This is a genomic window from Cohnella sp. (assembly GCF_041640265.1).
Taxonomy (GTDB): Bacteria; Bacillota; Bacilli; order Paenibacillales; family Paenibacillaceae; genus Cohnella.
In genome coordinates, this window is the sequence record NZ_JBEQAP010000021.1 from 19110 (window position 1) to 42533 (window position 23424).

24 protein-coding genes are annotated in these 23424 nt (G+C 43.4%); 20 read left to right on the top strand and 4 right to left on the bottom strand.

Annotation, left to right across the window (positions count from 1 at the left end):
• Positions 1-87: 87 nt before the first annotated feature.
• The 6 genes from ACESLK_RS16000 (at position 88) to ACESLK_RS16025 (ending at position 6068) form a co-directional block, all read left to right on the top strand.
• Entirely contained in the window at positions 88-417 is a 330-nt protein-coding gene (locus ACESLK_RS16000) for an ArsR/SmtB family transcription factor (RefSeq protein ID WP_373230575.1), read from the top strand.
• Between the two features lie 512 nt (positions 418-929).
• Positions 930-2729, top strand: coding sequence for a SulP family inorganic anion transporter (locus ACESLK_RS16005; RefSeq protein WP_373230576.1), 1800 nt, complete (start codon positions 930-932; stop codon positions 2727-2729).
• Between the two features lie 10 nt (positions 2730-2739).
• Complete coding sequence (locus ACESLK_RS16010) at positions 2740-3060, top strand: ArsR/SmtB family transcription factor (protein WP_373230667.1); 321 nt, start codon at positions 2740-2742, stop codon at positions 3058-3060.
• A gap of 299 nt (positions 3061-3359) precedes the next feature.
• Positions 3360-4034 carry a TerC family protein gene (locus ACESLK_RS16015; RefSeq protein WP_373230577.1) on the top strand — a complete coding sequence of 225 codons (675 nt, stop codon included), beginning with the start codon at positions 3360-3362 and terminating at the stop codon, positions 4032-4034.
• A 236-nt stretch (positions 4035-4270) separates the two neighbouring features.
• Complete coding sequence (locus ACESLK_RS16020; RefSeq protein WP_373230579.1) at positions 4271-4672, top strand: GNAT family N-acetyltransferase; 402 nt, start codon at positions 4271-4273, stop codon at positions 4670-4672.
• Positions 4673-5366: 694 nt separating this feature from the next.
• A complete protein-coding gene (locus tag ACESLK_RS16025) occupies positions 5367-6068 on the top strand; it encodes a carbonic anhydrase (RefSeq protein WP_373230580.1) in 702 nt (233 codons plus the stop codon).
• A 66-nt stretch (positions 6069-6134) separates the two neighbouring features.
• Here the strand turns inward: ACESLK_RS16025 and ACESLK_RS16030 are convergent, their stop codons facing one another.
• Genes ACESLK_RS16030 through ACESLK_RS16040 form a run of 3 tightly spaced genes read right to left on the bottom strand, consistent with a single transcriptional unit; the run spans position 6135 to position 9357 of the window.
• Complete coding sequence (locus tag ACESLK_RS16030; RefSeq protein WP_373230582.1) at positions 6135-7154, bottom strand: site-specific integrase; 1020 nt, start codon at positions 7152-7154, stop codon at positions 6135-6137.
• Positions 7151-8113 carry a tyrosine-type recombinase/integrase gene (locus ACESLK_RS16035; protein WP_373230583.1) on the bottom strand — a complete coding sequence of 321 codons (963 nt, stop codon included), beginning with the start codon at positions 8111-8113 and terminating at the stop codon, positions 7151-7153. Before ACESLK_RS16035 ends, ACESLK_RS16030 begins: the two co-directional genes overlap by 4 nt.
• On the bottom strand, positions 8110-9357 hold the full coding sequence (locus ACESLK_RS16040) for a tyrosine-type recombinase/integrase (RefSeq protein ID WP_373230585.1): 1248 nt from the start codon (positions 9355-9357) through the stop codon (positions 8110-8112). Before ACESLK_RS16040 ends, ACESLK_RS16035 begins: the two co-directional genes overlap by 4 nt.
• A 269-nt stretch (positions 9358-9626) precedes the next feature.
• Here ACESLK_RS16040 and ACESLK_RS16045 point away from each other — a divergent pair, with 269 nt between their 5' ends.
• On the top strand, positions 9627-10352 hold the full coding sequence (locus tag ACESLK_RS16045) for a C39 family peptidase (protein WP_373230586.1): 726 nt from the start codon (positions 9627-9629) through the stop codon (positions 10350-10352).
• Positions 10353-10635: 283 nt separating this feature from the next.
• Here the strand turns inward: ACESLK_RS16045 and ACESLK_RS16050 are convergent, their stop codons facing one another.
• Positions 10636-11232 (bottom strand): DedA family protein, encoded by a 597-nt coding sequence (locus ACESLK_RS16050; protein WP_373230587.1) that lies wholly within the window; start codon positions 11230-11232, stop codon positions 10636-10638.
• Positions 11233-11449: 217 nt separating this feature from the next.
• On the opposite strand from ACESLK_RS16050, the gene ACESLK_RS16055 reads away from it, so the two are divergent.
• The 13 genes from ACESLK_RS16055 (at position 11450) to ACESLK_RS16115 (ending at position 23411) form a co-directional block, all read left to right on the top strand.
• Complete coding sequence (locus ACESLK_RS16055) at positions 11450-11929, top strand: Chromate resistance protein ChrB (protein ID WP_373230588.1); 480 nt, start codon at positions 11450-11452, stop codon at positions 11927-11929.
• Positions 11930-11951: 22 nt separating this feature from the next.
• Complete coding sequence (locus ACESLK_RS16060; protein ID WP_373230589.1) at positions 11952-12350, top strand: YkvA family protein; 399 nt, start codon at positions 11952-11954, stop codon at positions 12348-12350.
• Positions 12351-12376: 26 nt separating this feature from the next.
• Positions 12377-13705, top strand: a complete 1329-nt coding sequence (locus tag ACESLK_RS16065; RefSeq protein ID WP_373230590.1) for an MATE family efflux transporter — start codon at positions 12377-12379, stop codon at positions 13703-13705.
• 377 nt (positions 13706-14082) lie between these two features.
• Positions 14083-14769 carry a haloacid dehalogenase-like hydrolase gene (locus ACESLK_RS16070; RefSeq protein WP_373230591.1) on the top strand — a complete coding sequence of 229 codons (687 nt, stop codon included), beginning with the start codon at positions 14083-14085 and terminating at the stop codon, positions 14767-14769.
• 59 nt (positions 14770-14828) lie between these two features.
• On the top strand, positions 14829-16256 hold the full coding sequence (locus tag ACESLK_RS16075; protein ID WP_373230593.1) for an ATP-binding protein: 1428 nt from the start codon (positions 14829-14831) through the stop codon (positions 16254-16256).
• Positions 16225-16866: a response regulator gene (locus ACESLK_RS16080; protein WP_373230594.1), complete on the top strand. Its 642-nt coding sequence runs from the start codon at positions 16225-16227 to the stop codon at positions 16864-16866. Before ACESLK_RS16075 ends, ACESLK_RS16080 begins: the two co-directional genes overlap by 32 nt.
• 411 nt (positions 16867-17277) lie before the next feature.
• Complete coding sequence (locus ACESLK_RS16085) at positions 17278-17775, top strand: hypothetical protein (RefSeq protein WP_373230595.1); 498 nt, start codon at positions 17278-17280, stop codon at positions 17773-17775.
• A 229-nt stretch (positions 17776-18004) separates the two neighbouring features.
• Positions 18005-20299: a type IV secretory system conjugative DNA transfer family protein gene (locus ACESLK_RS16090; RefSeq protein WP_373230596.1), complete on the top strand. Its 2295-nt coding sequence runs from the start codon at positions 18005-18007 to the stop codon at positions 20297-20299.
• The gene (locus tag ACESLK_RS16095; RefSeq protein WP_373230597.1) at positions 20262-21365 is read left to right on the top strand and encodes a replication-relaxation family protein; all 1104 of its coding nucleotides are present in this window, start codon (positions 20262-20264) and stop codon (positions 21363-21365) included. Before ACESLK_RS16090 ends, ACESLK_RS16095 begins: the two co-directional genes overlap by 38 nt.
• Positions 21366-21370: 5 nt before the next feature.
• A complete protein-coding gene (locus ACESLK_RS16100) occupies positions 21371-22189 on the top strand; it encodes a conjugal transfer protein (protein WP_373230598.1) in 819 nt (272 codons plus the stop codon).
• Positions 22190-22229: 40 nt separating this feature from the next.
• The gene (locus ACESLK_RS16105; RefSeq protein ID WP_373230599.1) at positions 22230-22403 is read left to right on the top strand and encodes a hypothetical protein; all 174 of its coding nucleotides are present in this window, start codon (positions 22230-22232) and stop codon (positions 22401-22403) included.
• Positions 22404-22448: 45 nt separating this feature from the next.
• Entirely contained in the window at positions 22449-22706 is a 258-nt protein-coding gene (locus ACESLK_RS16110; protein ID WP_138197764.1) for a hypothetical protein, read from the top strand.
• A 6-nt stretch (positions 22707-22712) separates the two neighbouring features.
• Entirely contained in the window at positions 22713-23411 is a 699-nt protein-coding gene (locus tag ACESLK_RS16115; protein WP_373230601.1) for a TcpE family conjugal transfer membrane protein, read from the top strand.
• The last annotated feature ends 13 nt before the right edge of the window (positions 23412-23424 follow it).

The following is a 23424-nucleotide window of genomic DNA, read 5'->3' on the forward strand; positions in this document are numbered from 1 at the left end:
AAGTTCAACAGATATTTTTATTCGTTTCAAAATATATGCTATGATATTCATATATTCAAAAGTTCAAAAATTAAAGGGGCATATGCCGTGAATCAAAATATCCAACAATTTAAAGCCGATTTTTTTAAAGCTTTGGCTCATCCGATGAGAATTCGAATTCTTGAAGTCTTAAGCGAAGAGGATAAAAATGTAAATGAACTTCAAACTATTTTGGGGTCGGAAGGTTCCGCCGTATCTCAGCAGTTGGCTGTATTACGAAATAAGAATGTCGTTTATGGATTAAAGGACGGAACCTCTGTCATTTATTCATTGCGGGATCCATTAATTAAAGACTTATTAGTGGTTACGAAGAAGATTTTTGATAACCATCTAGTTGATGCTATTTCATTATTGGAAGTCATACGGAACGAACCATAGACAAAAGAATAAATTGATCCGAGAGCACATGAAGTAATCACTTTGTTTTTTGTATATGCAGGAGGTTTGAGATGGAGACGTATCAAAAACCATGTGAAGTAGATTATTTAACGTGTAAGAACTTAATCTCCATTGACAAAGCATACCAAATTATGAAAACAGGGTTCTTCAAAAATAGTTACCCCATAACAAATAACTGCAGTCATTGTATGAATAATGCATCTTCATCTTTAAAGGAAGAAAACTGATCATACAGGAAAATCATCTACTCATTAAATCGATTAATCGCCTCGTTCATGACATTTCATTGCATAAGTTATTCGGAACGAGCAAATAGTAAAATAATAGGGGGATCCGCGAGCAATGCACAGGATTCCTTTATTTTTTGCGTTTTTTCAATACTCCATGGTGGTAACAAGTCGAATTTTCGCGGTTGACATTGGCAGTTCACAGGAGTAACATTTCATATATATTCAAATAATCAAATATATGAAGAAGAGAAGGTACACCTGATGAGATGGATAGGAAGATTTGAAGGATATAATGCAGCTGCATTTCGTAAGGATCTCATTTCAGGCCTGATTGTTGGCATTATCGCCATTCCATTAGGGATGGCGTTTGCTATTGCTGCTGGGGTCAAACCCGAATACGGAATTTATACAACCATCGTTGCCGGTATTTTAATATCCTTGTTTGGAGGCTCCAAATTTCAAATTGGTGGTCCGACCGGTGCATTTATTCCAATCCTTTTCGCCATTGTCATCCAGTATGGATACGAAAATTTATTGATTGCTGGATTTCTGGCTGGGATTATTCTTGTACTAATGGGTGCATTTAGACTTGGTGTATTAATAAAGTTTATCCCTCGTCCTGTAACCATCGGATTTACCGCTGGTATCGCTGTCATTATTTTCAGCGGTCAAATTGTTAATTTTTTAGGTCTCAGCGGTATCGAGAAACATGAAAAATTTCTTCCCAACATGAAGGAAATTGTGATGCATCTGGCAACCATTAATATCTACAGTGTTATTACAGCAGGTGTTTGTTTGATGGTTATCCTACTTTCACCGAGATTTCTACCTAAGGTCCCAGGTTCATTAGTGGGGCTTGTCGCGTCAAGCGTAATAGCGGCCTTGTTCTTCAAAGGACATGTAGCAACCATTGGATCTTCCTTCGGTGCGATTCCGAGTACATTACCCCATTTTCATTTTCCGGAAATAACCTGGGAACGAATTGAAACACTGATTCGTCCAGCTTTTATTATTGCCATGTTGGGCGGTATAGAATCTTTGTTATCGGCTGTCGTAGCCGATGGAATGACCGGGAGTCGTCATAACAGCAACCGTGAGTTGGTTGGACAAGGCATCGCTAATATGGTGACTCCTCTATTTGGAGGCATTCCGGCGACAGGGGCCATTGCACGGACGGCAACCAACATCAAAAACGGGGCTGCATCACCCTTGTCCGGTATCATACACGGTGTTGTTGTTTTTCTGGTGCTCATTATGTTTGCTCCTTACGCATCTGATATCCCACTTGCAAGTATGGCACCCATTCTGATGTTGGTTGCGTGGAATATGAGTGAGCGAAAAGAATTCGTTCACGTCCTGAAAACGAAAACGAGTGACTCTGTCGTACTTCTTATTACATTTTTATTAACAGTATTTACGAATTTAACAACGGCAGTTGAAGTTGGCTTAATCTTGGCTGTTATTCTCTTTGTGAAGCGAATGAGTGAGGTATTGAAGGTAGCCAAGGTTTTACCTGATCCAACCACAAAAAATGAAAAAGTGAAAGCGCACATGGTAACCGAAGGACATGATTGTCCTCAGATCAGCATGTATACAATCGAGGGCCCCTTATTCTTCGGCGCCGCGAATATGTTTGAGAAGTCGATCATGGATACGATTCATCTTAGACCGAAAATTTTACTGCTGCGCATGGGAAAAGTTCCTTTCATGGATACGACAGGCGAGTCCAACTTGGCCAGCTTGGTGAAGCATTTCGAGAAGTTTGGCGGTATGGTTCTGATGTCGGGAATTCAGCCACAACCTTTAGAAGTGTTAAAGAGAACCGGTTTGTTTGATCTTATCGGGGAAAATCACTTTTTTGAACATACGGGTGAGGCAATTGATTACGCATTATTCCAATTGGATCACAATAAATGCTTGGGTTGTAAACATTTCGCTTTCCGTGAATGTGCCGCATTGTCGAATGCCCAGTCCCAACAAGAAGTAAAAAATACGTTGGAACAAGTTCAACATAAAAAACATAAGCTTAGCTCATTGAATGTCTCTTCAAAGACGGAATGAGGTGATGATTATGCAACTGGCTCTACAGCAGTTCAGAGTGAATTTTTTTAAGGTCATGTCTCATCCGCTCAGACTTCAAATCTTGGAATTGATATGTGAAGGAGCGAAGAGTGTCAACGAGCTTCAGTCGTGTTTAAACGGTGAAGGTTCTATGGTATCTCAGCAATTGAGTGCGCTTAGAGCGAAGCATCTTGTTTCAGGAATAAAGGAGGGAAATCGTGTCGTTTATTCGATCCAGAACCCTCTCATACACGATTTGCTGATCATGACAAAAGAGATCTTCAATAATCAAATAAAACACGTGATTCATGTCCTTGAACCTCAGGCTTGAAGAAAGGTGACGTAAACTAGGGATGGGAAGTGTTGAGGCTGGCACAAATTTATATACAACCCAAAGGAGAAGGGTTTTCGATCGTTTGCTTGAAGACTAGAAAGGAGCCTCGTCAGGAGTTAGCGTATTGCATCGGGTACTGCGAATGCGTTCTGCTCGCTTTGGAAAAAGCGAGACAACTACACATCCCGGAACGTAACGTCTTCTATCAAGGTAGAAGTATCATGGTTTCTTTTATTTAGTATATTTCTATCCTACAAGATAGGCTTTCGTGGGAATTCGATAGAGGGAGTGAATTTTTGGAATGGTGGTTACTCTTGTTGCAAATTATGATCATCAATATAGTGCTTAGCGGCGATAATGCGGTGGTCATAGCAATGGCAAGTCGAGGACTCCCATTGAAACAGCGCAAACAAGCGATTTGGTTTGGCGCTTTTGGAGCCATTTTTTTGCGAATACTGCTAACTTTGCTCGCTATTTCAATGCTGCAGATTCCTTATCTTCAGGCTATCGGAGCGATTTTCTTGTTTTGGATAGCTGTTAAGCTAATGAGTGGGGATGAAAACTCAGACCATATTATAAGTTCAGCCAACTTGAAACAAGCGGTTTGGACAATCATAGTAGCCGATTTTGTGATGAGTCTAGACAACGTATTGGCGGTAGCGGCAAAAGCGAATAATGATTACCTGCTTCTTGGACTCGGAATTGGACTAAGCATTCCACTGATCATTGCCGGAAGCACTTTAGTTGGTAACTTGTTAAATCAATTTCCGATCCTTATTTACGTAGGCACCGGAATTCTGGGGTACACTGCTGGAGAAATGGTACTTCGTGATCCTAAAATCAAAAATGCGATTCCGGATAATCTTATTTATTTCCATTGGCTGATTCCTGCATTGACTACAATGATTGTCATTTTTATCGGAGTTATCCAAAAGATTTCGTCAAAAAAGAAAGGTATCAAAGATAGTTGAGTCGGTTCATTCATGGATGTGGTGGACTCGTTTGGGGACTCCTTTTTGTATCCATCGGAATCTTCTTGGGCCCAAAATTAAGGGTTATATTGTCCATTCCGGAACATGCATTATTGTTTGGATGGGGATCCTGATAACTTTATATATATGAGTTGGCAGGTGTAAAGAGAGACTTAGGAGGAGAGCAAAATGGTGATGTGAAATAATGTGCTTGGATAACGATAAGGAGGCTTATTATGAATATCCGCTCTTTTCAATTAGGGGATTATATTGTTGTGTCAACGTTGTTTGAAAGTACTCTTTCAGGTGCTTCTATGGAAGAAACCATTGCGTCTTTTGCTAAGCACTTATACTGCGACAGTGATTTAATCATTGTTGCTCAGCGTAGCAACCGAGTTATTGGTGTCATTATAGGAACGATCCATAATCAACAAGGGATATGTTACCGAATCGCAATAGATGAGAATTGCCGCAATAAGGGAGTAGAGAGCGCGTTAATGGAGTCTCTTGTGGGTCGCTTCCAAAATCGAAATGTCGTACGGGTTGGGATCATGCTGGATGAAGCAAATGTTGCAGCTATGGGAATGTACCATTCCCTCGGATTTACAAAAGCGGATTTTGTCAGACAAACAGGATGATCAAGACCATTAAATAGGATATTATTGGGGGAGCAAAATGAATTTTCAAAAAAACAAAGTCTTTTGTATGACATGTCAGAAAACCACGTATATTTCAAATGCTATTCAAATTCTCTCCGTTGGCGATATTTCGGGACAATTCCTAAAATCAAAATATTGTAAGGACTGCAAAACTGATCAGTTAAAGGGACAACCTAAAGCTAGAAATCCTTTTTTTAAAGGATGAATGTTGTGATGTTATATTCCATACTTAAAATTGTTCTATTCATTTTGTTTTTGGGAATGTGTATGTACTTATTTATTAAGTCCCAATCAAATCGATGGTAATAAATCATCAGCGTAGGAGGTAACAATGTGTTTTGGATTTATTTCTGGGTAGGTATTGTTGCTGCGCTTATTATATGGGTTACGATATGGGTTACGAATAAAGCCTACTCAAAAAAATGGGATCGGCCTGATGAATAAATATCAAAAAGAGGCATTCGATGTTATTCATCATCGAGTGCTTTTTATTTTCTATCATTTTGATTATTAAGTTGAAGTGTGTAATCTGATTTCGAGTGTCATGGAAGTTTGAAGAAAAAGGTGCGACTTTGCAATTTCTCGTATGACGATGTATACACTCATAATGCCTTGGATAACATACCTTATGTATATCTCTGAAAATTCAAATGTATGAAGAAAAGGTGGCAATATGGAGGGATTGTTCCGGTATGCTGTACTTACAGCTACTGTATTCAGTATGCTGATTTGCGCAGGCTGCTCATCGGTAAATCAACCGATAATTGAAAGTTCAGCAATTGAAGAATTTTCAACCATAAAACCTAATGAAGCCATTTTTTCATTAAGGGAAGGAAATGTTCGATTTGTGGGAGGTCATCTGTCTGAGAAGCATCTCTTGCAAGTAAGACAAGATCTCGTTTCAGGGCAACATCCGATAGCCGTTATCATAAGTTGTTCAGATTCGCGGGTTACTCCCGAAATTGTGTTTGATCAAACTTTGGGCAATCTATTTGTTATTCGCGTAGTGGGGAATATCCTCGATCCAGATGTTTTAGGAAGTGTAGAATACGCAGTCGAACATCTTCATGTACCACTCGTTATGGTTATGGGTCATGAACAATGCGGAGCGGTTATTGCAGCTTTACAAGGACATCAAAACGGGAATATCCGTTCAATCATGAAAAAAATTGAACCTTCTGCAGATAAAGTAAAATCCACCGGAGCAAAAGGAGAGGAACTGATTAACAACACAGTCATTCAAAATGTAAAGGCTGTAGAAAAAGAGTTAAAACGCGATCCGATCATTAAGGAACAGTTACAGCATGGGGAATTAAAGATCTCAGGGACTATATACCGGTTGTCCTCAGGTTATGCAAAGCTAGCCGTTATGTAAAGTTGAAGTGCAGAATGCCCGAATGCCGTGGCTTTTCAAGCAAAACACTTTACATAACGGCAGCACTTACCTCCCCAGTTCCTTCAACCATTTCAACAAATCATTATTCTGCTGCCATATTGGCATTTCTGAAGGTGACACACCTTGGTACGCATTTTCCAAGGCATTACGCTTCATCTGGCTGTCTGCTCTGGCATATACTTCGGTCGTTTTAATACTGACATGGCCAAGTAAATCACGAATATATACCAAGTTAACACCAGACTGCAAAAGGTGCATAGCTTTGCTATGCCGAAAACTATGTGGTGAGACCACTTTCGGAATGAGCTCAGGATGAAGCAATCTGGCTTCCTCGGCGTACTTTTTCAGCATATATGTAATGCCGGCACGCGTCAGTTTGGTATGAGATCGGTTTTGAAACAAGGGATAGGAGCCATAGGCAACATGTTTCAAGTTAAACTCGGATAGATACTGGTCGATCAATTTTGCAGTTGGTGTCATGAGCGGGATCAATCTGCTTTTGTTCCCTTTGCCTGTGACTTTGATGGTTGCGGGGTTCTCTAAACGCACATCCGCCACAACCAAGTCGGCAATCTCCTGAACTCTAGTTCCCGTATCATACATTAGGCTTAACAATACAAGATCTCTTCGTCCCATCAAACAAGCTGTATCGGGAGCCTTAAGAATGGCTTTCATGGCATCCAGTGTTAAGTAATCGATGGCTTTGTTGGCAGTACGCTTCATGGGGATCGCCAGGATTTGCTGGCAGAGATAAAGGTGCTCGGGTTCTTCCAATTGCAAATAACGGAAGAACGCATGGATAGCCGCAAGTCTCTGGTTCCGCGTTGAAACTGAGCAACAACGCTGTGTTTCGAGCCAGGCCAGAAATTCATCGATGAGATTCTTCTGCAATGTGCCGAGCGTGATCTTTTCAATCGCCATCGCCTTCCCTTCTGAACAGAAGCGCAACAGAAGGGAGAAGGTATCGCGGTACGACAAGATGGTATTGTGGCTAATGCCAATCCTGCTGGGGAGATATTTGGATAGATACGCCGTCAAATGGTAAGCGAAATCGGTTGGCTTCATTCCCATGCCACCTCCGGTATGACATATCCGCAGGTTTGATCTAAAACGACGCGGATTTCAGGAAAAGCATCGGCGGTAAGTCGGACATATTGACTGGTCGCTTCAATGGACGCATGTCCCAAATAAGTGGACAGGATCGGTAATGCACAATATACATCCGTTTGCCTGTCCACTGCATGTTTCAAGGCATGGACAGCAAAGGTGTGTCGTAGGTCATGCAGGCGCGGTCCCATTCCCTTTCCGCCATGCGAGATGCCACTTTCCCAAAGAATCTCACGGAATCTTCTGTAGACATTATCGCGGGTAACCGGTTGTCGATCCGCCTTCATAAAGAAATAATCCTCCATGGAGGAATGCTTATGGAGCACGGGGTAATACTGACGACAAATATGGGTCATGGCCTCTGACATGGGAACCAGCCGGTCCTTACCGAACTTGCTATTCTTAATTTCCAGAATACCCTCCTGTAAGTTCACATGTTTGTTTTGTAGATGGACAGCCTCGGAGATTCTAAGCCCGCAGCTATACAGCATTCGCAGAATGACCGGTAAAATGAGGGGAAGCGTTGAATATCGTCGAGGGTAGAGTTGGTCGCTGTTTGCAAATATCCGTTCGATCTCATTGTGGGTGAAAATGTAGGGGATAAAGGTATAGTGACGGGTATTCGTATCCGGCGGAGCAATGTAAGCTTTGCAGCCTACACTATTCAGATAGAGCGCAAACTGTCGTAAGGTATAGGCTCTACGCGCATTCGTTTTAAGCCCTTCGTTAGGACGCTTGGTATTCCATGCTTGAACGATGTCTCTAGTCAATACGGGCTCACTCATTTGAAAGGTTTCGCTAAATCTTGAAAATCGGTATAACTCGTCGGCTACCGTATCATATTTAAAACCCAATGAGCGCTTGAAGGCGACAAAGTTTGTTAGTAATTCAGCAAAAACACCTATATAGGCTCTCATGCAAGGCCACCTCCTAACCACAACACTTTTACGGGTGGAACATCTAAGGCATATTCGCGCAAGTGGAGCGTATCTATCTTGAGATAGACCGATGTTGTATCGCTATCGGTATGCCCTAGAACTTCAGAAATGACAGGCATAGGGGTATTGTTGTGAAGCAATGCGCTTGCCAAGCTATGGCGCAAGGCGTGCGGACCATGTTTTTTTCCTTCTGGAATCGTTATGCTGGCTTTACTCATATAGTGGGTCACGACACTATGCAGAGTGGGGGCCTTCATCTGACCGATGGGTGCTGACAAACGTAGGAAAACCTCCTTCATCTCAACGGTCGGACGACCATATTTGATGTAATCGATTACGGCCTCCCCCACATCATTCAGGAGCGGCAAAACGATCGGTTCATCCGTCTTGCCCTGTTTCAGTTCTATGGTGTTGGACTCCCATTTGAAGTTGTCAAACGTCAATCCACAAATGTCTGAGGCACGCATGCCCAGTCGGACTGCAATTAACAACATAGCATAATCCCGCTTGCCTTTCGGGTTGCCTCGATCTATACACGCAAGTAATTGTCGGATTTCTTCTTGCGAATAAGCGGATGGGATCTTGGACTTTTTGCTACATTTCACACTCGGAACAAATATCCCAAGATTTTTGGTGATGAGTTGCCGTTCATATAAGTACCGAAACAGAACACGCAACAAGCAGGAGGTACAATAGACTGTGGCGGTGCGGTAGGCAGAAGCGGTAGACTGAATAAAACCATGAATGTGCGGAACATCGATTTCTGTCACATGGGTTACTGCATGGTTCAACAAATACTGGGAGAACCTTTCCAAATAAATGGCGTATGATTCAAGTGTTCTGCTTGAAATCCCCGCATTCTTTCTGAAGTCCATGAATGCATTGAAAACCGCTTCAAACGGTTCTGCGATTTCACTCGTCTTACTCTTCCTCCTGATCAATATTCTCTGGTGTGTTTGAAAGTCTGCAAGCAGTTGAATGGCTCGCAAGCGATCTTCATTGGAGTGTGAATTTGGAGTTTCCGCAAAATGATACCGTTCTTCCAAAAAAGTCATCCCCACATCCTTGGAGAAGTATACAATGCTTGCGCTCTGCATGTACTTCTCCAGATTCATCCAAACTCTTTCCACTCCTTTCAATGATAGATTCGTGTAACGCGCCTTGAGCAACTCCTCTCTCGTAGCCTTGATAAGCTCTGTTGCTGGCAACTGATTTGTCTCCATTGTACTGACCTCCAATCTATTTTTGGCATCACATGCCTACCAATAGATTGAATCATTATGTAAAGTTGTTCAAGCTTACACCGCATATTCTATGCGCTTTTTCCACTTCAACTTTACATAACGGCTAGCTTTCCATAACCTGTGTTATGCATAATTCACATAAAAAAGGGAAAGTGGAGTGGTTGGAGTAAGAATAAGAAAAATGCAATTTCCCGATCACGAGGAGGAACCTAAAGAAACGGTTATATATCTTGCTCCTGCTTTTCAGTTTGATCAGTTGTAAAAAGCATGAACAACCATATGGGGCGAGTGAGGATCGTCTTCAACCCAAACCTATTGAGCATAAAGCCCAGAATTCTACGAATGAACATCGTAAGGCAGAAGAAAAAAAAGAGAACCCTAAAGAGGCAATGTTAGATGTTCCGCTCATTTCTCAAAATCCCGAATTGAAATATGGATGCGAAGTAACCAGTCTAACGATGGTTTTACATTATGCAGGAATTCAAGTGGATAAAATGAAACTGGCCAATGAACTTCCGAAAGATTCGGACCCGGTTAAAAAGATCTCCGGTGATATACAATCTTGGGGTAACCCTGATCATGGGTTTGTTGGAGATATCACCGGCAAAAAAATGGGATATGCCGTCTACGCTAAGCCGCTTGAACAATTGATGAGAAAATATCTTCCTGACCAAACCGTAAATTTGACCGGTAAATCGATGGACGATGTATTTTCCCAAATCACAAAGGGAAAACCTGTTGTTGTATGGACTACAGGGGACTATAAACAACCTGATCGATGGGAAACTTGGAAGCATGGGAATGAAGAAATACACACTCCGCTGGATCTGCATGCAGTGGTATTGGTCGGTTTTGATCCGGATTATGTTTACATCAATGACCCGTTGACTGGGAAGAAGGCTCACAAAGTTGAAAGGAAAATGTTTATCCGTACTTGGGAAATCATGGGTAAACAGGCGTTAACGTATAATTAGAAAATCACTTTCAATTGGGTAACCGCCGTGGTCGGACCTCACTGCTCATCCTTAGACTGTTTTGTGGTTGAAAAATCACAGAACATGATTCTAAGGAGAGATGAACCGTTAAAATATTATTGATGAATGAAAAAAAGGGGGATGATTGGGATAGCTTTTCGTTTCATCCATAATCGATCGAATATGAAAATGAAAAAGAATAGTATCAAAGTGGATATATACAAATATCTTTTTATAGGCGAACCAATTTGGTTCCATTTCATTTGTGGTTCCTCTCTCTCTCTTATACTTTTGCTTTCGTGTGCCTTAATTTAAAATATGCAACAGCCCCTAATATCAATAGAATAACAGCAGCAAAGACATAGTATCCGTATCGATGGATATACTCTTCGACTATAAACCACCGTTCCCCCAATTCATGCCCCAGGCTTATGAACGTAATACTCCACAAAAATGCTCCTCTGTAGGCAAATATCATAAATTTCCGAAGGTCCATGCGGGAGATTCCCGCTATGTAGGCAATGAGATGTCGAACTCCCGGAATAAAATAAACAACTAGTACAACATTTCCATATTTTTTAAAAAGATTTTGCGTGTATTCAATTCTTCCTTGGCTGATATGTATTTTTGGCCCGAATTTTTTTAGGAACGGTAAGCCTAATTTCAAACCGATAGCATAACTAATTGAAATTCCTGTAACTGCGCCTAAAAAGGCACTAACCAAAGCAAGCAGAAACATCATTTTTCCCTGAAATACATTGTATCCTACGTAGGTCAATAGCACTTCGTCCGGCACAGGCAATCCCACAATACCAACAGCTAAAGCAGAAAAAATGCCAATATAACCATAACGTGTAATAAGCCACCCTAGATGAGCCATCAATATCCCTCTACTTTCAACAATAAATTTTGTCTAATATAACATTCCCTAATCAAAAATGAAACATACGTTGCATTTTCAGCTTTTGAATGATAATCTGAAGTCATCAAATAAAACAAGGGGGTTAGCATTCTTTGGATAAGGACTGTTCATGGATTGTTTTCTCTTATAAAGTACCTAATGAACCATCCACCATTCGAGTGCGAGTTGGCGTACATTGAAATCGCTTGGTGTCGTTTATATTCAGCAGTCCGTTTGTGTAGCCCCAGATACTGCGGAAGTAACAAAGAAAATACAATCCATAAAAAAGCTCATTGAATCAAGTGAAGGCGAAGCGCTTTTGCTTGAGGTAAATAAATTTACGGCAGAAACAGAAGAACAGCTTTTTGAGCTTTTTAATAAGCAGCGAATAGCGGAATATGAAGAATTATTGGAGGGCTGTAAAAACTTTTTAAATGAAATAGAGACAGAAACAAGGAAAGGAAAGTTTACCTACCATGAAGTTGAAGAGAATGAAGCGGAGTTTGGTAAACTGAAAAGATGGCATAAAAAAATCATGAAAAGAGATTTTTTCTCTTGTCCAAATTCTTTACAGGCGAAACAATTGCTAGATGAATGCGAACAAAAATTTGGCAAATTTATAGAAAGTGTTTATGCTTCGGAAGGTAATGTTGAAGGGGAAATTACAAAAGATTAATTCGAAAGTATCGGAGGTAATTATGGGAGAAGCGAAGGCGCTGGAAAGAACGAAGAATAAGGTAAGGGAGATAAAACGGAACATTTTTGTATTATACCTTGCTTATAAAGACCCGAGAGTACCTTGGTATGCGAAGCTATTTACGATTTTGGTTGTTGCGTACGCTTTTAGCCCGATAGATTTAATTCCTGATTTTATTCCTGTCTTAGGTTATCTTGATGATTTAATTATCGTTCCCCTTGGAATAACGATTGCGCTTAAAATGATTCCTGCATCAGTTATTGAAGATTGTAGGATAAAAGCGGAGGAACTTCGTAAGAACGGAAAGCCGAAAAATTGGGTGACAGGTGCATTATTCATTATTATTTGGATTTTATTAGCGATTTGGATTGGAAACGTCTGCTATAAATTTTTCACATAAGGTTTGTTTGTTCAAAGGAGATAAATATGTTCCCTATTCCTGCAAAGCGCGTCTTTGCCATTGCATTACCAGCGATTGGTGAAGCTTATTTACAAAGCCTTCTGGGCGTGGTTGACTCATTTTTTGTAGCGAGGCTCGGACTGCTTGCCATAAATGCCGTTGGAGTGACCAATATTTATAGCTTGACGTATATTGGTGTCTTCACTGCTGTTTCAACCGCAATATCGGTTTATTTATCCCGAGCCATTGGCGCTAAAAACTTGGAACATGGACGTTCTGCTGTTTGGCATGGTTACGTGGTTGCTTTTGTTATAGGTTGTTTGGTCTCAATGGGGTCGGTTATTTTTGCTGTACCCCTTTTGCACGTAATGGGGGCTTATGGAGAACTACAAGAAACAGCTTTACCTTATTTTCGTATTGTGTTGGGTATTTCCCCGCTGATAGCATTATTCACTGCTCAATCGGCAGCATTTCGCGCCACAGGAGATACGAGAACGCCCCTTAAAGTTGGACTAGAGATGAATGTGATTCACATTATCCTTGATTACGTGTTGATATTTGGAGTTGGATTTATCCCTGGCTTTGGCTTAGCAGGTGCAGCGTGGGCAATGGTGCTTGCACGTTTGTATGCGTCTGTACGTCTGTGGTGGAAGTCAAGGAACGTTGAAGCAATCTCGTTACTTAAAGAAGAGCTTAAAATACGGGCATCATTCTTGTTGAACATGATGAAATTCGCTATTCCTGTGTCCGTGGAACGATTATCAATGAGACTTGGACAAGTTGTATATTTTGGTCTAATTGTAAGAATGGGTGTTGATGTATATGCCGCACATAATATTGCAGGCACATTGACTGTATTCGCTTCAACCATTGGTTCAGGTTTTGCTATTGCAGCCAGCGTAACTATAGGACAGGCAATCGGAAGTAAGAATAATTCTGATGTACAATCCTACAGACGATGGAGCTATATCCAATCTGCTGTTTCCATGACGTTGATAACTGCCCTGATTTGTATCTTCTCACCTTGGATTGGTTCATTGTTTACGGATAACAGTTATGTGATTCACTTGTTGCTTGTTGTGCTTACTATTGACACGCTATCACAACCGTTTTTAGCATCAGCTTTAGTGGACACTTCAGCCATCCAAGCAGGAGGAAACAGCAAATATCCTATGATTGTGACAACAATAGGTATCTGGGGAGTTCGTACACTTGGCGTTTATATCTTTGCTTGGAAATTGGGCTTAGGTCTTCCCGCTGTTTGGGCAAGTATCGCCGCTGATAACGCACTGAGGGCGGTTTTGTTTATGAGATATCGGAAGAGACAAAAATTAATTCATATGCTCCCTAAATGATCTAGCGGGTAAATACTTTCAATTAACGGAATACGAGGGAGTTGAATAACAGAAAAAACAGACCAAGACTGTATTGTTCCAGTTTTGGTCCTCTTGTTGATACTCCCCTAAAAAATACATGTAAATAATGTGTGGCCCTTATATTTCAAGGAGTTTTCACATTCTCGTTTAGATAACTGAGACTATGCTGGTGTTATCCCGAAATAGGCAGAAAGTTCTGTGCATTCAGTCACTTAAATAATGGAAGTGGTGCAAATGGCACAGGACTTTTATCACGCGCGAAAAATGGTGAAAATTGGTACAATTATCACATACCATATGGTTCATATGTCACGACATACTGGGTCCATTTATCCTAAGTATGGAAAGGAGATGCGATGAAAGTATTTGATACAATAGGTCAATTTGACGAAATATTAAAACGAGGAGTGAATTATGCAGTTTTTGATGTCGACAATACAATTACCAAAAGCAATATCACACAGTTCTACTTTTTCATAAAAAGAAAGCGCTTAAAGAATACGCTCTACTGGTGGCCATTTCTTTTATACTGTGCTGGAGCTGCTCCCTTTTACCTGATTCTGGACTTAATATCTAGGGATTTGTTCAACCATTTATTTGTTCAACGAAAATTTCGGAAATATACGTATGAACAATTGGAAATCTATGCAGAGATGTTCTTTCATGAGAGTCTAAAACAACAATTCATTTCCCCAATTCATGATCTTATTTTTTATTTAAAAAGCAAAGGGGTTCAGATTACATTGTTATCGACCAATTTTGATTTGCTTGTCAAACAATACGGCAGTTATTTTGAAGTTCCCTATGTATGTTTGTCGGTGATTAAAACCGATAACGGGATACGAATCGATTTTTCCAAGTTGAGTGGGTTTAAACACTATAGCATTCAACATTTCGATCCGGCTTTGACAATGGCTGTTGGTGATTCAAAATATGATCTACCGATGCTAGAGCACGTCCATTATCCGATCATCGTAGCGAAGAAAAAAAAGAAATGGATGCAGTCGTTACAGAGGGAGGCTCTATTGATCCGACATTCATGATTCTCTGTCCTTGACGGCTCTTTAATCGTTAATCCAATCGATTAAAGGAGTTGAACCGAATGGTATTTGTATTTATTGCTTTGTGGACGATCGCAGCCATCCTACTCATTATCAACCCTAAAAATGAATCAACGCGCTGGGCCGCGCTTACTGCCTTTACAGGAGGTGGCGGTGGATTATCACGTACAGTTACGGAAACCATTTTGCCATATTTAGATAAGTATCAACTTCTTAATCCTTCGCTCGAATCGATTCTGCTCAAACTGCACATGTTCGGCTCGTTTATGAATCATAACGGGCTGCCGTATTGCTTTTTAATGTATGCTATTAGCTATTCGGACATTTTTCACAATAAAGTAAAATCAATTCTTACTTGGGCGCTTCCACTGCCGATTTTTGGTATGCTCTTCCTGACTTCATTTACTCCACCAATCGAACATAACTTTTTGGTGCTATTTTATTGGTGTGTACCTTATTTGATCATGGGGCTGACCTTACTATCTTACAGCTACTTAAGAGAGAAAAACTTGAAAAGGAAAAGAAGCAGGCTTTTTTCCAACTTGGTGGCTTTTCCCCCCATTCTGTTTCAAATAGTAGCGAACTACACCTTAAAGGCATTTTTTGAAATACAGGAAGTATGGCGCTTTATGCCATTCGTCATTACTTTTTTACTCATTTCTTTCTTGTTGCTTGGCATTAAGTATGGTGTGTTGGGTGTTAGGTTGAAATTTGAGAAGGATCGTCTATATGGGACGATGCGGGCAATATCTTATGGAACCAGCGTATTGAATCATACGATCAAAAACGAAGTCGGGAAAATCAGAATTGTCACTGATGAGATTCGCAACATGGCCTTTTCCGCTCAACAGGAGAAAATTGCAGATGATGCAGTAGTTGTACTCGAATCAACAAAACATATGCTGGATATGGTTTCGCGAATACAAAGCCAAACACAAGACATTCTACTCAAAGAGGGGGTATATGATGTAATAGACATTTTGAGCCGGGCGCTTTCAATGTCTAAGATTATTTTGGACGAGCGAAATATTCAGACAATCATGGAATTAGACACGACAAGTTTGTTTTTATCGTGTGACTCGGTTCATCTTCAAGAAACATTTCATAATATCATTGTTAACGCGGCCGAAGCGATGGAACATCATGGGATCCTAACTATCTCCATGCGCGAACAACGCAAAGATATCGTACTCGTCTTCCACGATAATGGTAAAGGCAGCACGAAGGAAGAGCTTTCCAATTGGTTTGATCCGTTTTATTCAACGAAACACCGCAATCACAACTATGGATTGGGACTTACATATTGCTATAATGTATTGCAGCAGCACGGCGGATCCATTGATATTCAGAGTGAACTGAAAGTCGGAACGACGGTCTCACTTATGTTTCCAAAAAGAAGAGTTCGATCTGCTATGCTTCCCTTGGCGGAGGTGAGCGATGTTGGATCAAATCAAAATCATGTTGGTTGAAGACGATCGGATCTGGAGAGAACAACTAACGAATTACTTGAACCGAGAAGAGGATCTGGTGATAGTCGGTACAGCTGTAAACCGGCAAGATGCGGTGCATCTTGCCCGGCTCAGTGACGCGCATGTTGTTTTAATGGATTTGGTTTTATCGGATGATGGATACGATGGTATTGAAGCGGCTTTGGATATTTTGGAGATTAAAGAGTCGAAAATTATCATGTTGACCGGTATCGATGAAGAAGAAGCGATCTTGGACACTTTTACGGCTGGGGCTGTCAATTACGTAACAAAAGATCATTATGAAGATATTCCTTATGCCATTAGGGCGGCATATAATAATTCGAGCTATATTCATCCAGACTCGGCGGGGGTATTAATGAAAGGATTTCGAACATTGAGAAAGGAACAGCGAGGTAAACTGTTAACCCCGGCAGAGCGGGAAGTACTGACATACATTCATTATGGACATAGACAAACGACGATTCAAAGTGAACGTTATACTGCTGAAAGTACTGTAAAAAAACATGTAAATAATATACTAAGAAAACTCAAAGTAAGCTCGAGCCGTGAAGCTGCTCGCATGGCTAAGCGACTTGGGATGATCGATTAAACGAATCGAGCCTGATTCTCCGTTCCCGGAGAGTCAGGCTTTTTTGTGTTTGTATTCGCTTCGATTTGCTTTTCGAGTCAACGAAACTAAAAAAGGTTCTATAGGGTATAGAACCTTTTTGTGAAAAGTTCTATGCCAAGATTCACCTTATCCGAATCAATAGACCAAGCTACAATTGGCTTGTGAGCGCTCATTCATAATACCAATGAAAGGAGCATAGGAAATGAGTCTTAAACATATAAAATCCAAGATTCCGTCTGAGGACCGCCAAACGAATCCTCCTATACCCTGGTACGAAGTCATCAATACTGATCATAAATCTCGTACAACAGATTCGTCACTGGCTTATTACGAACAATTAATGCGTCACGATTGGCATGCTAAAGTCCGACATCGCTTTCGACAGCGGGGGTGGGACACTTGAAATTTAACATTCCCTTTACGGAAGTAGAAAGCTGGCTTTTTGCCCTCCCTGATTGGAAGTCTCGTTTGGAAGTTTTGGAGGCACAGCTTGAGCATATTCCAGGCCTTGCCCAAAAGTTTGAATTGGTCGCCATTCACGGGCAAGGCCAAAAGAACGAGGCCATTTTACAGGAAGTCATCCGGCGCTTACATGCGCAGGAGATTGAGATTCCATTGCTGGAGATGAAAATTCGGATGTTGGAGGCGGCCATCAAATCGCTGCTTCCAGTTGAAAAGCGATTTGTGGAAAGTAAATATCAATTACGACTTCCTAATCCCGATGTGATGAAAAAATTGTTAATGACATCTCGAATATTTTTTCAGCATCGTAAAATCTCTTTAACAAAAATATATCGCTTTGTCGGCGGACCTAATTCCATTCTCGGAGTGCCGGATGATTTATCTTGGTTGGAAATCGAAGGTAACGAACAGGTAACTGTCAGGTGAAAATGAGGTAACAAATTGGGACAACACAAGGTAACAAAATCCTGTTAATCTGATAGTGTAGAAAAATGTGAGTCAGGCCATCCGGCATCCCCGGCATCGCCTGTTTTTTTTATTTCTGGATGCATCGGAGAGGAAAGATTGCTCTGGTGTTTCTTCTTCATTGAAAGGGGAGATGTGGAGCAATCATGCGGAATGACAACCAAATACAGGTAAGAAGGGAGGGAGCGCCATGCGCTCTTTTTGGTTTGCACGCTGGAGTGAGCCGGGACATGGCAAGCACAAACAGACCCTATGGTTCGAAGTAATGCCCTCCCTAGATGCTGCGCCAATGGACTTCATGAAGGCAGCGCGTCTTGCCAAGCATATCAGTCAGCTCGGCCATCCCCGATTCAAGCGTCTACGTTATGGACAGTTATTTTTTCGTTTCCTGATCCAGTGTGTAGGACCTGCTGGTCACGTTCGAATCTACTTCTCTGTTCCCGACATTCGCTGGATGGGTTTTCGCACGGGCTTTCATACGCAGGTGTTCGGGATGTATTTGCTCCCGACTGATGCGCCTGTGTTTGCAACTGGTACAGGCAAAAACGTAATCGTTGCCGAAGGACGTCCGGCGTATAAGGGCGCTCTGTCGGTCGCTGCGTTTCATCCGGCGGGCAAAGACCCGGTCAACGAGATGATAGCGGCAATGGGTGCGGGTGAGTTGAAGACAGGCGAGGAGGTATGGTTGGAGCTTGCATTTGCACCAGCAGGTAAACGACTTTTGCAGCGACGCGTCCGCAGAGCGGAGAAGTGGCTGCGTTCCCCAGCCAACGAGCCAGTATCGTTACAGGGGATCTGGCGGGAGATGCAAACGAATCAAAAGGATAAGCCAAGACCACGGGAATTGACCGCCCACCAGCAGAACGTTATGCGTTCCTTGCAAAGCAAGCAGGACACGGACGAAATCGGACTGTGGACGGGCTTTCGTGTACTCATTCGTTCGCATGCATCGAAAGCGAGGCTGCACACGATGAACGATATGCTGCAATCGATGCGCAGAGGCAATGGTATCGTGCTGCGCCCTGTGAGGGGCAAGAGAGCCGTTCTCGAGCCGGGATTACCGACGAAGAAACTGCTGTTTACAGCAGAGGAACTCGGCTACTGGTTACGTATTCCTGCCTTTGGCGATCCGGCCGCCGCGTACATGCAGAAGATGCATGCGAAGATCATACCGGCTCCGGAAGGGTTGAATACGGGACTGTTTATCGGGAAGAGCAATGTTCCGGGTGTGGAAAAAGAAATTCGAATGCCGGTCAACCAGATGCTCAAGCATGCTTTTCTCGCAGGAACAACCGGATCGGGGAAAACGTCGACGCTGCTTTCGATCATGACCAATATGGTGGATGATCTGGAGCGTTCGCCGAACCAAGCGCCGGGTTTTACGTTTTTAGATCCGCACGGAGGGGCGATTGAAACGCTGCTCAGTTATATCCCGAAAAGCTTGTATCCGAAGCTGCACATCATTCCGCTCGGGCATACTGAGCGGCCACGAGGCTTTAATTTGTTTCAGGCTGCACATGTGGATGTGCGGGAAAGCCTGACGGGGGAATTTGTTACGACGCTGCAGCAACTCTTTCCGGGTTCGCGGCCACGAGCAGAGCATTATTTACGCAACGCTGTACTCAGTCTGCTCTCTGTGCCGCCGCAAACGGTGCTCGGAATCATCGACATATTCTTTAATGAGACGTACCGCAAAAAAATCTTGCCGGATCTGGATGTGCATCTTCGTCATTTTTGGATGGACGAATTTGCACAAATCAAAAATTTCGGCGAGCATCTTGGCCCAATTCTGAACAAGCTGGGTGCGTTAACCACTTACCCGACATCGCGGCGGATGCTCGGCCAACTGCATAGCAGTATCAACACGCGCCAAGTCATGGATGAGGGACACATTGTATTGATCGACGGCTCCGGCTGTGTGCCGGATTTGCTGAAGATTTTAGCCAGTTTGTTCTTCATCGACTACCATTTCACTTGCCGTAAACGTCCGCAGCACAAGTCCAAAGCGCACTTCTTTTTCGCCGACGAGTGCCATCTGTTCGCCACGGACATCCTGACGAAAATACTGGCGGAGGACCGCAAATTCGGCTTGTCGCTGTTTTTGGCAACGCAGTATTTAACTCAGCTCTCCGATCGCATTTTGGAGGCCATTCTCGGCAACATAGGTACGCTCATGCTATTGCAGCTTGGCGGACCGGACGCAGATAAGCTGTCGCGCTGGCTCAAGCCGCAGGTAACTAGCGTAGACCTGATGAATCTGGCTGAACTACATGCCATCGTCCGAACCAAGGGACAGGAGGGGAGGCTGGAGCTATTCACAGTCAAAAATGAAATCGTCCCTGTACACCAGGAAGCTTGGATCAGAGAGGCATGGGCGCATTCGGACAAGCAGGACGGCCGCAGCGTAGAAGCTGTTGAACAAGAAATGAAACGCTCGGGTTTCTCCGATGAATCAGGCGAAACCATTTTGCCGAATTTCAAATAAACAACAGGGTATGAAGGCTGGAGGGCACCTTCGAGAGCAGTTTCGAGAGAACATTCGAGGGCAACTTCGAGGGAAGGTTACAATCTCAAAAATGGGCCATGCACCGCATACCGGCGCGCGATACGACCGCGGGCCTGAACCCGACTATATCACCCCACACGGCCTGAAGGAAAGGAGACCACCAGATTTGTACTATGAAGCCAAGAAAGAAACGCTGATTATGTTGTACCGACACACCTTACTGACAGCCGAGCAATTAGCAATCAGCTTAAATTACAAACCGAAAACGATCTATAACATCTCATGTGAATTGAAGGAGAAGGGGTTGATTCGTACCATCCCCCTCCCTTTTCTGAAAAGGAACCATGTCGGATATACCTTGACCGCCTTTGGAGCCAGAGCGGGGGCTAGTCTTGCCGGTGATGAAACGGTTTTTCGGGCGAAAGCCTGGGAAGCCGGACCGGTGCAGATCGAACATTTTTTTGGAACGAACGCTTTTATTACCGATGTGATTCGCCACAGCATTTCCCATGCCGAAGAAGGTATGCTGGAATGGCTGGACCCACGCTCGGCTGCCGAGCGATATGTGCAGAGCAAAAAAACAGGGAAAGCGGCTGCACCCGTCAAGCCGGATGGGTTCGGCATGTATCTGTTTCCTGATCGCGGACGGCTGGCGTTTCATCTGGAATATGACACCGGAACTGAAACGCTGTGGCGCTTAAAAGATAAGCTCTTTCATTATGGAACACTGCTCCCCACGATCTGGCCAAAGGTAGAGGCTGTGCAGGTACTGTTTGTGACGAAAATTGAAAGCCGTCCGAAAACGATTATCGACATTTGGGAGGCGCTGATGAAAGGGACGTTCAAGAACGACCGTTTGCCCAGTGTATGGGCCATCAGTGAGAAAGATTGGAAACAAAAAGGCGTAGGGGGGACGCTTTGGCTGGGTAGCGGCGGGCAACGTCTTCGCCTGAAGGATATGCAGCTGCTCCCCACGCTTGCGGATCCGTTGGACCCGCTGCTGGGTAAACAACCCAGAGAACTCCCCCCTAAAACAAGGAGGTAAGGCTCGTGGATCTACGCTTACTGCCGAAGCTGCTGCTTTGGGGCATGCTGACGCTTGCGTGTTTGGGTACGATTTCTACACTATTGCGAATAGAAACTGACCCGATACCGGCCATTCTCAAACGCACAACGGAGCAACAAATGGCAATCCAGACCGCGCTTGGCTTTTCCCGTGAGTGGATGCACTGGGATGGGAAGGAATTGCCAGAGGCTCGGATGCAGCGGATCAAACCATATGTGAATCCGGAATCGCTCGTCCGAATCGCAGCTATTTTGTCCGATAAAAATACGAATCTACAGGACGTAGTTGCAGTGGAATTGATCTCGCTCTCCTCCCATGGATATCAACGTTACAAGATTCGGGTCCGAGTAATTGCTTTGAATCCGGATCGCACCCTATGGGAAGTGGATGTACCCGTATGGGTGCAAGCCGGTAAAGGCGCTGCAATTACGGATCCACCGCTCATTCACCCTCTTCAGAATCCCCCTGCTGTTCCCGAATCGGGTAACAGTGAAGTGGAAGCATCCAGCGGGGTGAAGCAACGGGTACGTCCGGCAATAGAAAGCTTCCTGAAGGCGATGTGTGAAGGTAAAGATGCAGAAAGCCTGTTTAACTATGTTACGACAGGCTCCAAACTGATGCCTCTCAAAGGTCGACTCAAGTTCCTTTCGCTGGATAGGCTGGAGGCGACAGGCGCTGGACCGTATACCATCACTGTCACCTTTTCTGTCAAAGACGAAGCCACTGGATTTCGACTAACACAGGTGTGGAGGCTGGCGGTGACGGAGGAGAACGAGAAGTTTTTCGTAGGTGGGATTGAGTAAATGGTTTTGAAATCTATGAAAAAGGAAGTGTACCCCTACGATGTCAAAAGAACAACGGGACAAAGAACGACAAGCTATCATTACACAGCTACAACAGATGGATCGGCATGGGGTCTGGAGCGATCAGCAAAGCAAGAATGAAGGGTACCCGCCCATGACTTTGCGCGAGACCCGAGCAAAGTTAGCCTATATGTCAGACCCGGAAAATCAATAAGGGTCTTATGCAAGTCAGTATTCAGCAGGTTAGGGGGTGCGAAAAATGGAAGGGGATTTTATTAATACGGGTCTACTCGTAATCAAACGATTACTGCAAGCCATTTTCCTGACCATAGCGATTTACCGGGGCGTCAAGATGTATGCCAATGGGGAGACAAATCGGCTGTGGTCGCATATTATGCTGTCGGTCATTTTGGGTATTTTTGTTTTTGCACCTGGCATCGCCAAGTATCTGGCGCTCTATGTGCTAAAGACGCTCGGCATTTCCGTGGACGGACTAACTGACACGACGGGAGAGTGAGGCCGAGTGGAAGATCAAGAGAAAACAGAATCGTATCGTGCTCTCTACCGGGTACGGCCGCTCATTTACCATATCGGGGACATCCGCTTGTGGATGCCCATACGGCAGGACGGCGTTGTCCTTTGGTTCGTGTATATCGGCGTGTTTTTCGTTTTTTGTTATATAATCCCGGTACTTTCCTGGGTGCTTCCGCTGGATCGTACGATCACAATGGTCGTAGGACCGATTGCCGCTGCGTACTTCACGGTCAAGCTTGACCCAGCGGGTAAAACGGTCACGCGTTATTTGCGAGACATTGTTCATTTTCTGGTGCGACCGAAGTGGTTTGTCCGTTGGCAGGCAATTCGCCAGCCTGGAGGAAGAGGGAAGATCACGTTTGTTGGCCGTTGCCGACCGTATGAACGAATATCGCTTTCAAACGGTACTGAGGAATGGCGCGGAGGTAGCGGGTGGCTGCATGGAACGGTTGAAGGACTGCAGACGCTTTTCCTTCCCGCACATGTGCGCATTCGTTGGCTCGGCAGGAGTCAGAAACTGACGGTTACGCCACTTAAGTCGCCATCAAAACGAGCGATCGTTCCTCCTGCTTTGGTGGAGGGAAAAGCGGGCGGGAATATGACGTGGATGACATCGGATCCGGTACAAGTTGAACGAGAGAGTAGAGATAGTGCGAGGAAGAAATGGAAGGTTAGTAAACGTCAATAAAGAGAATGGAAAG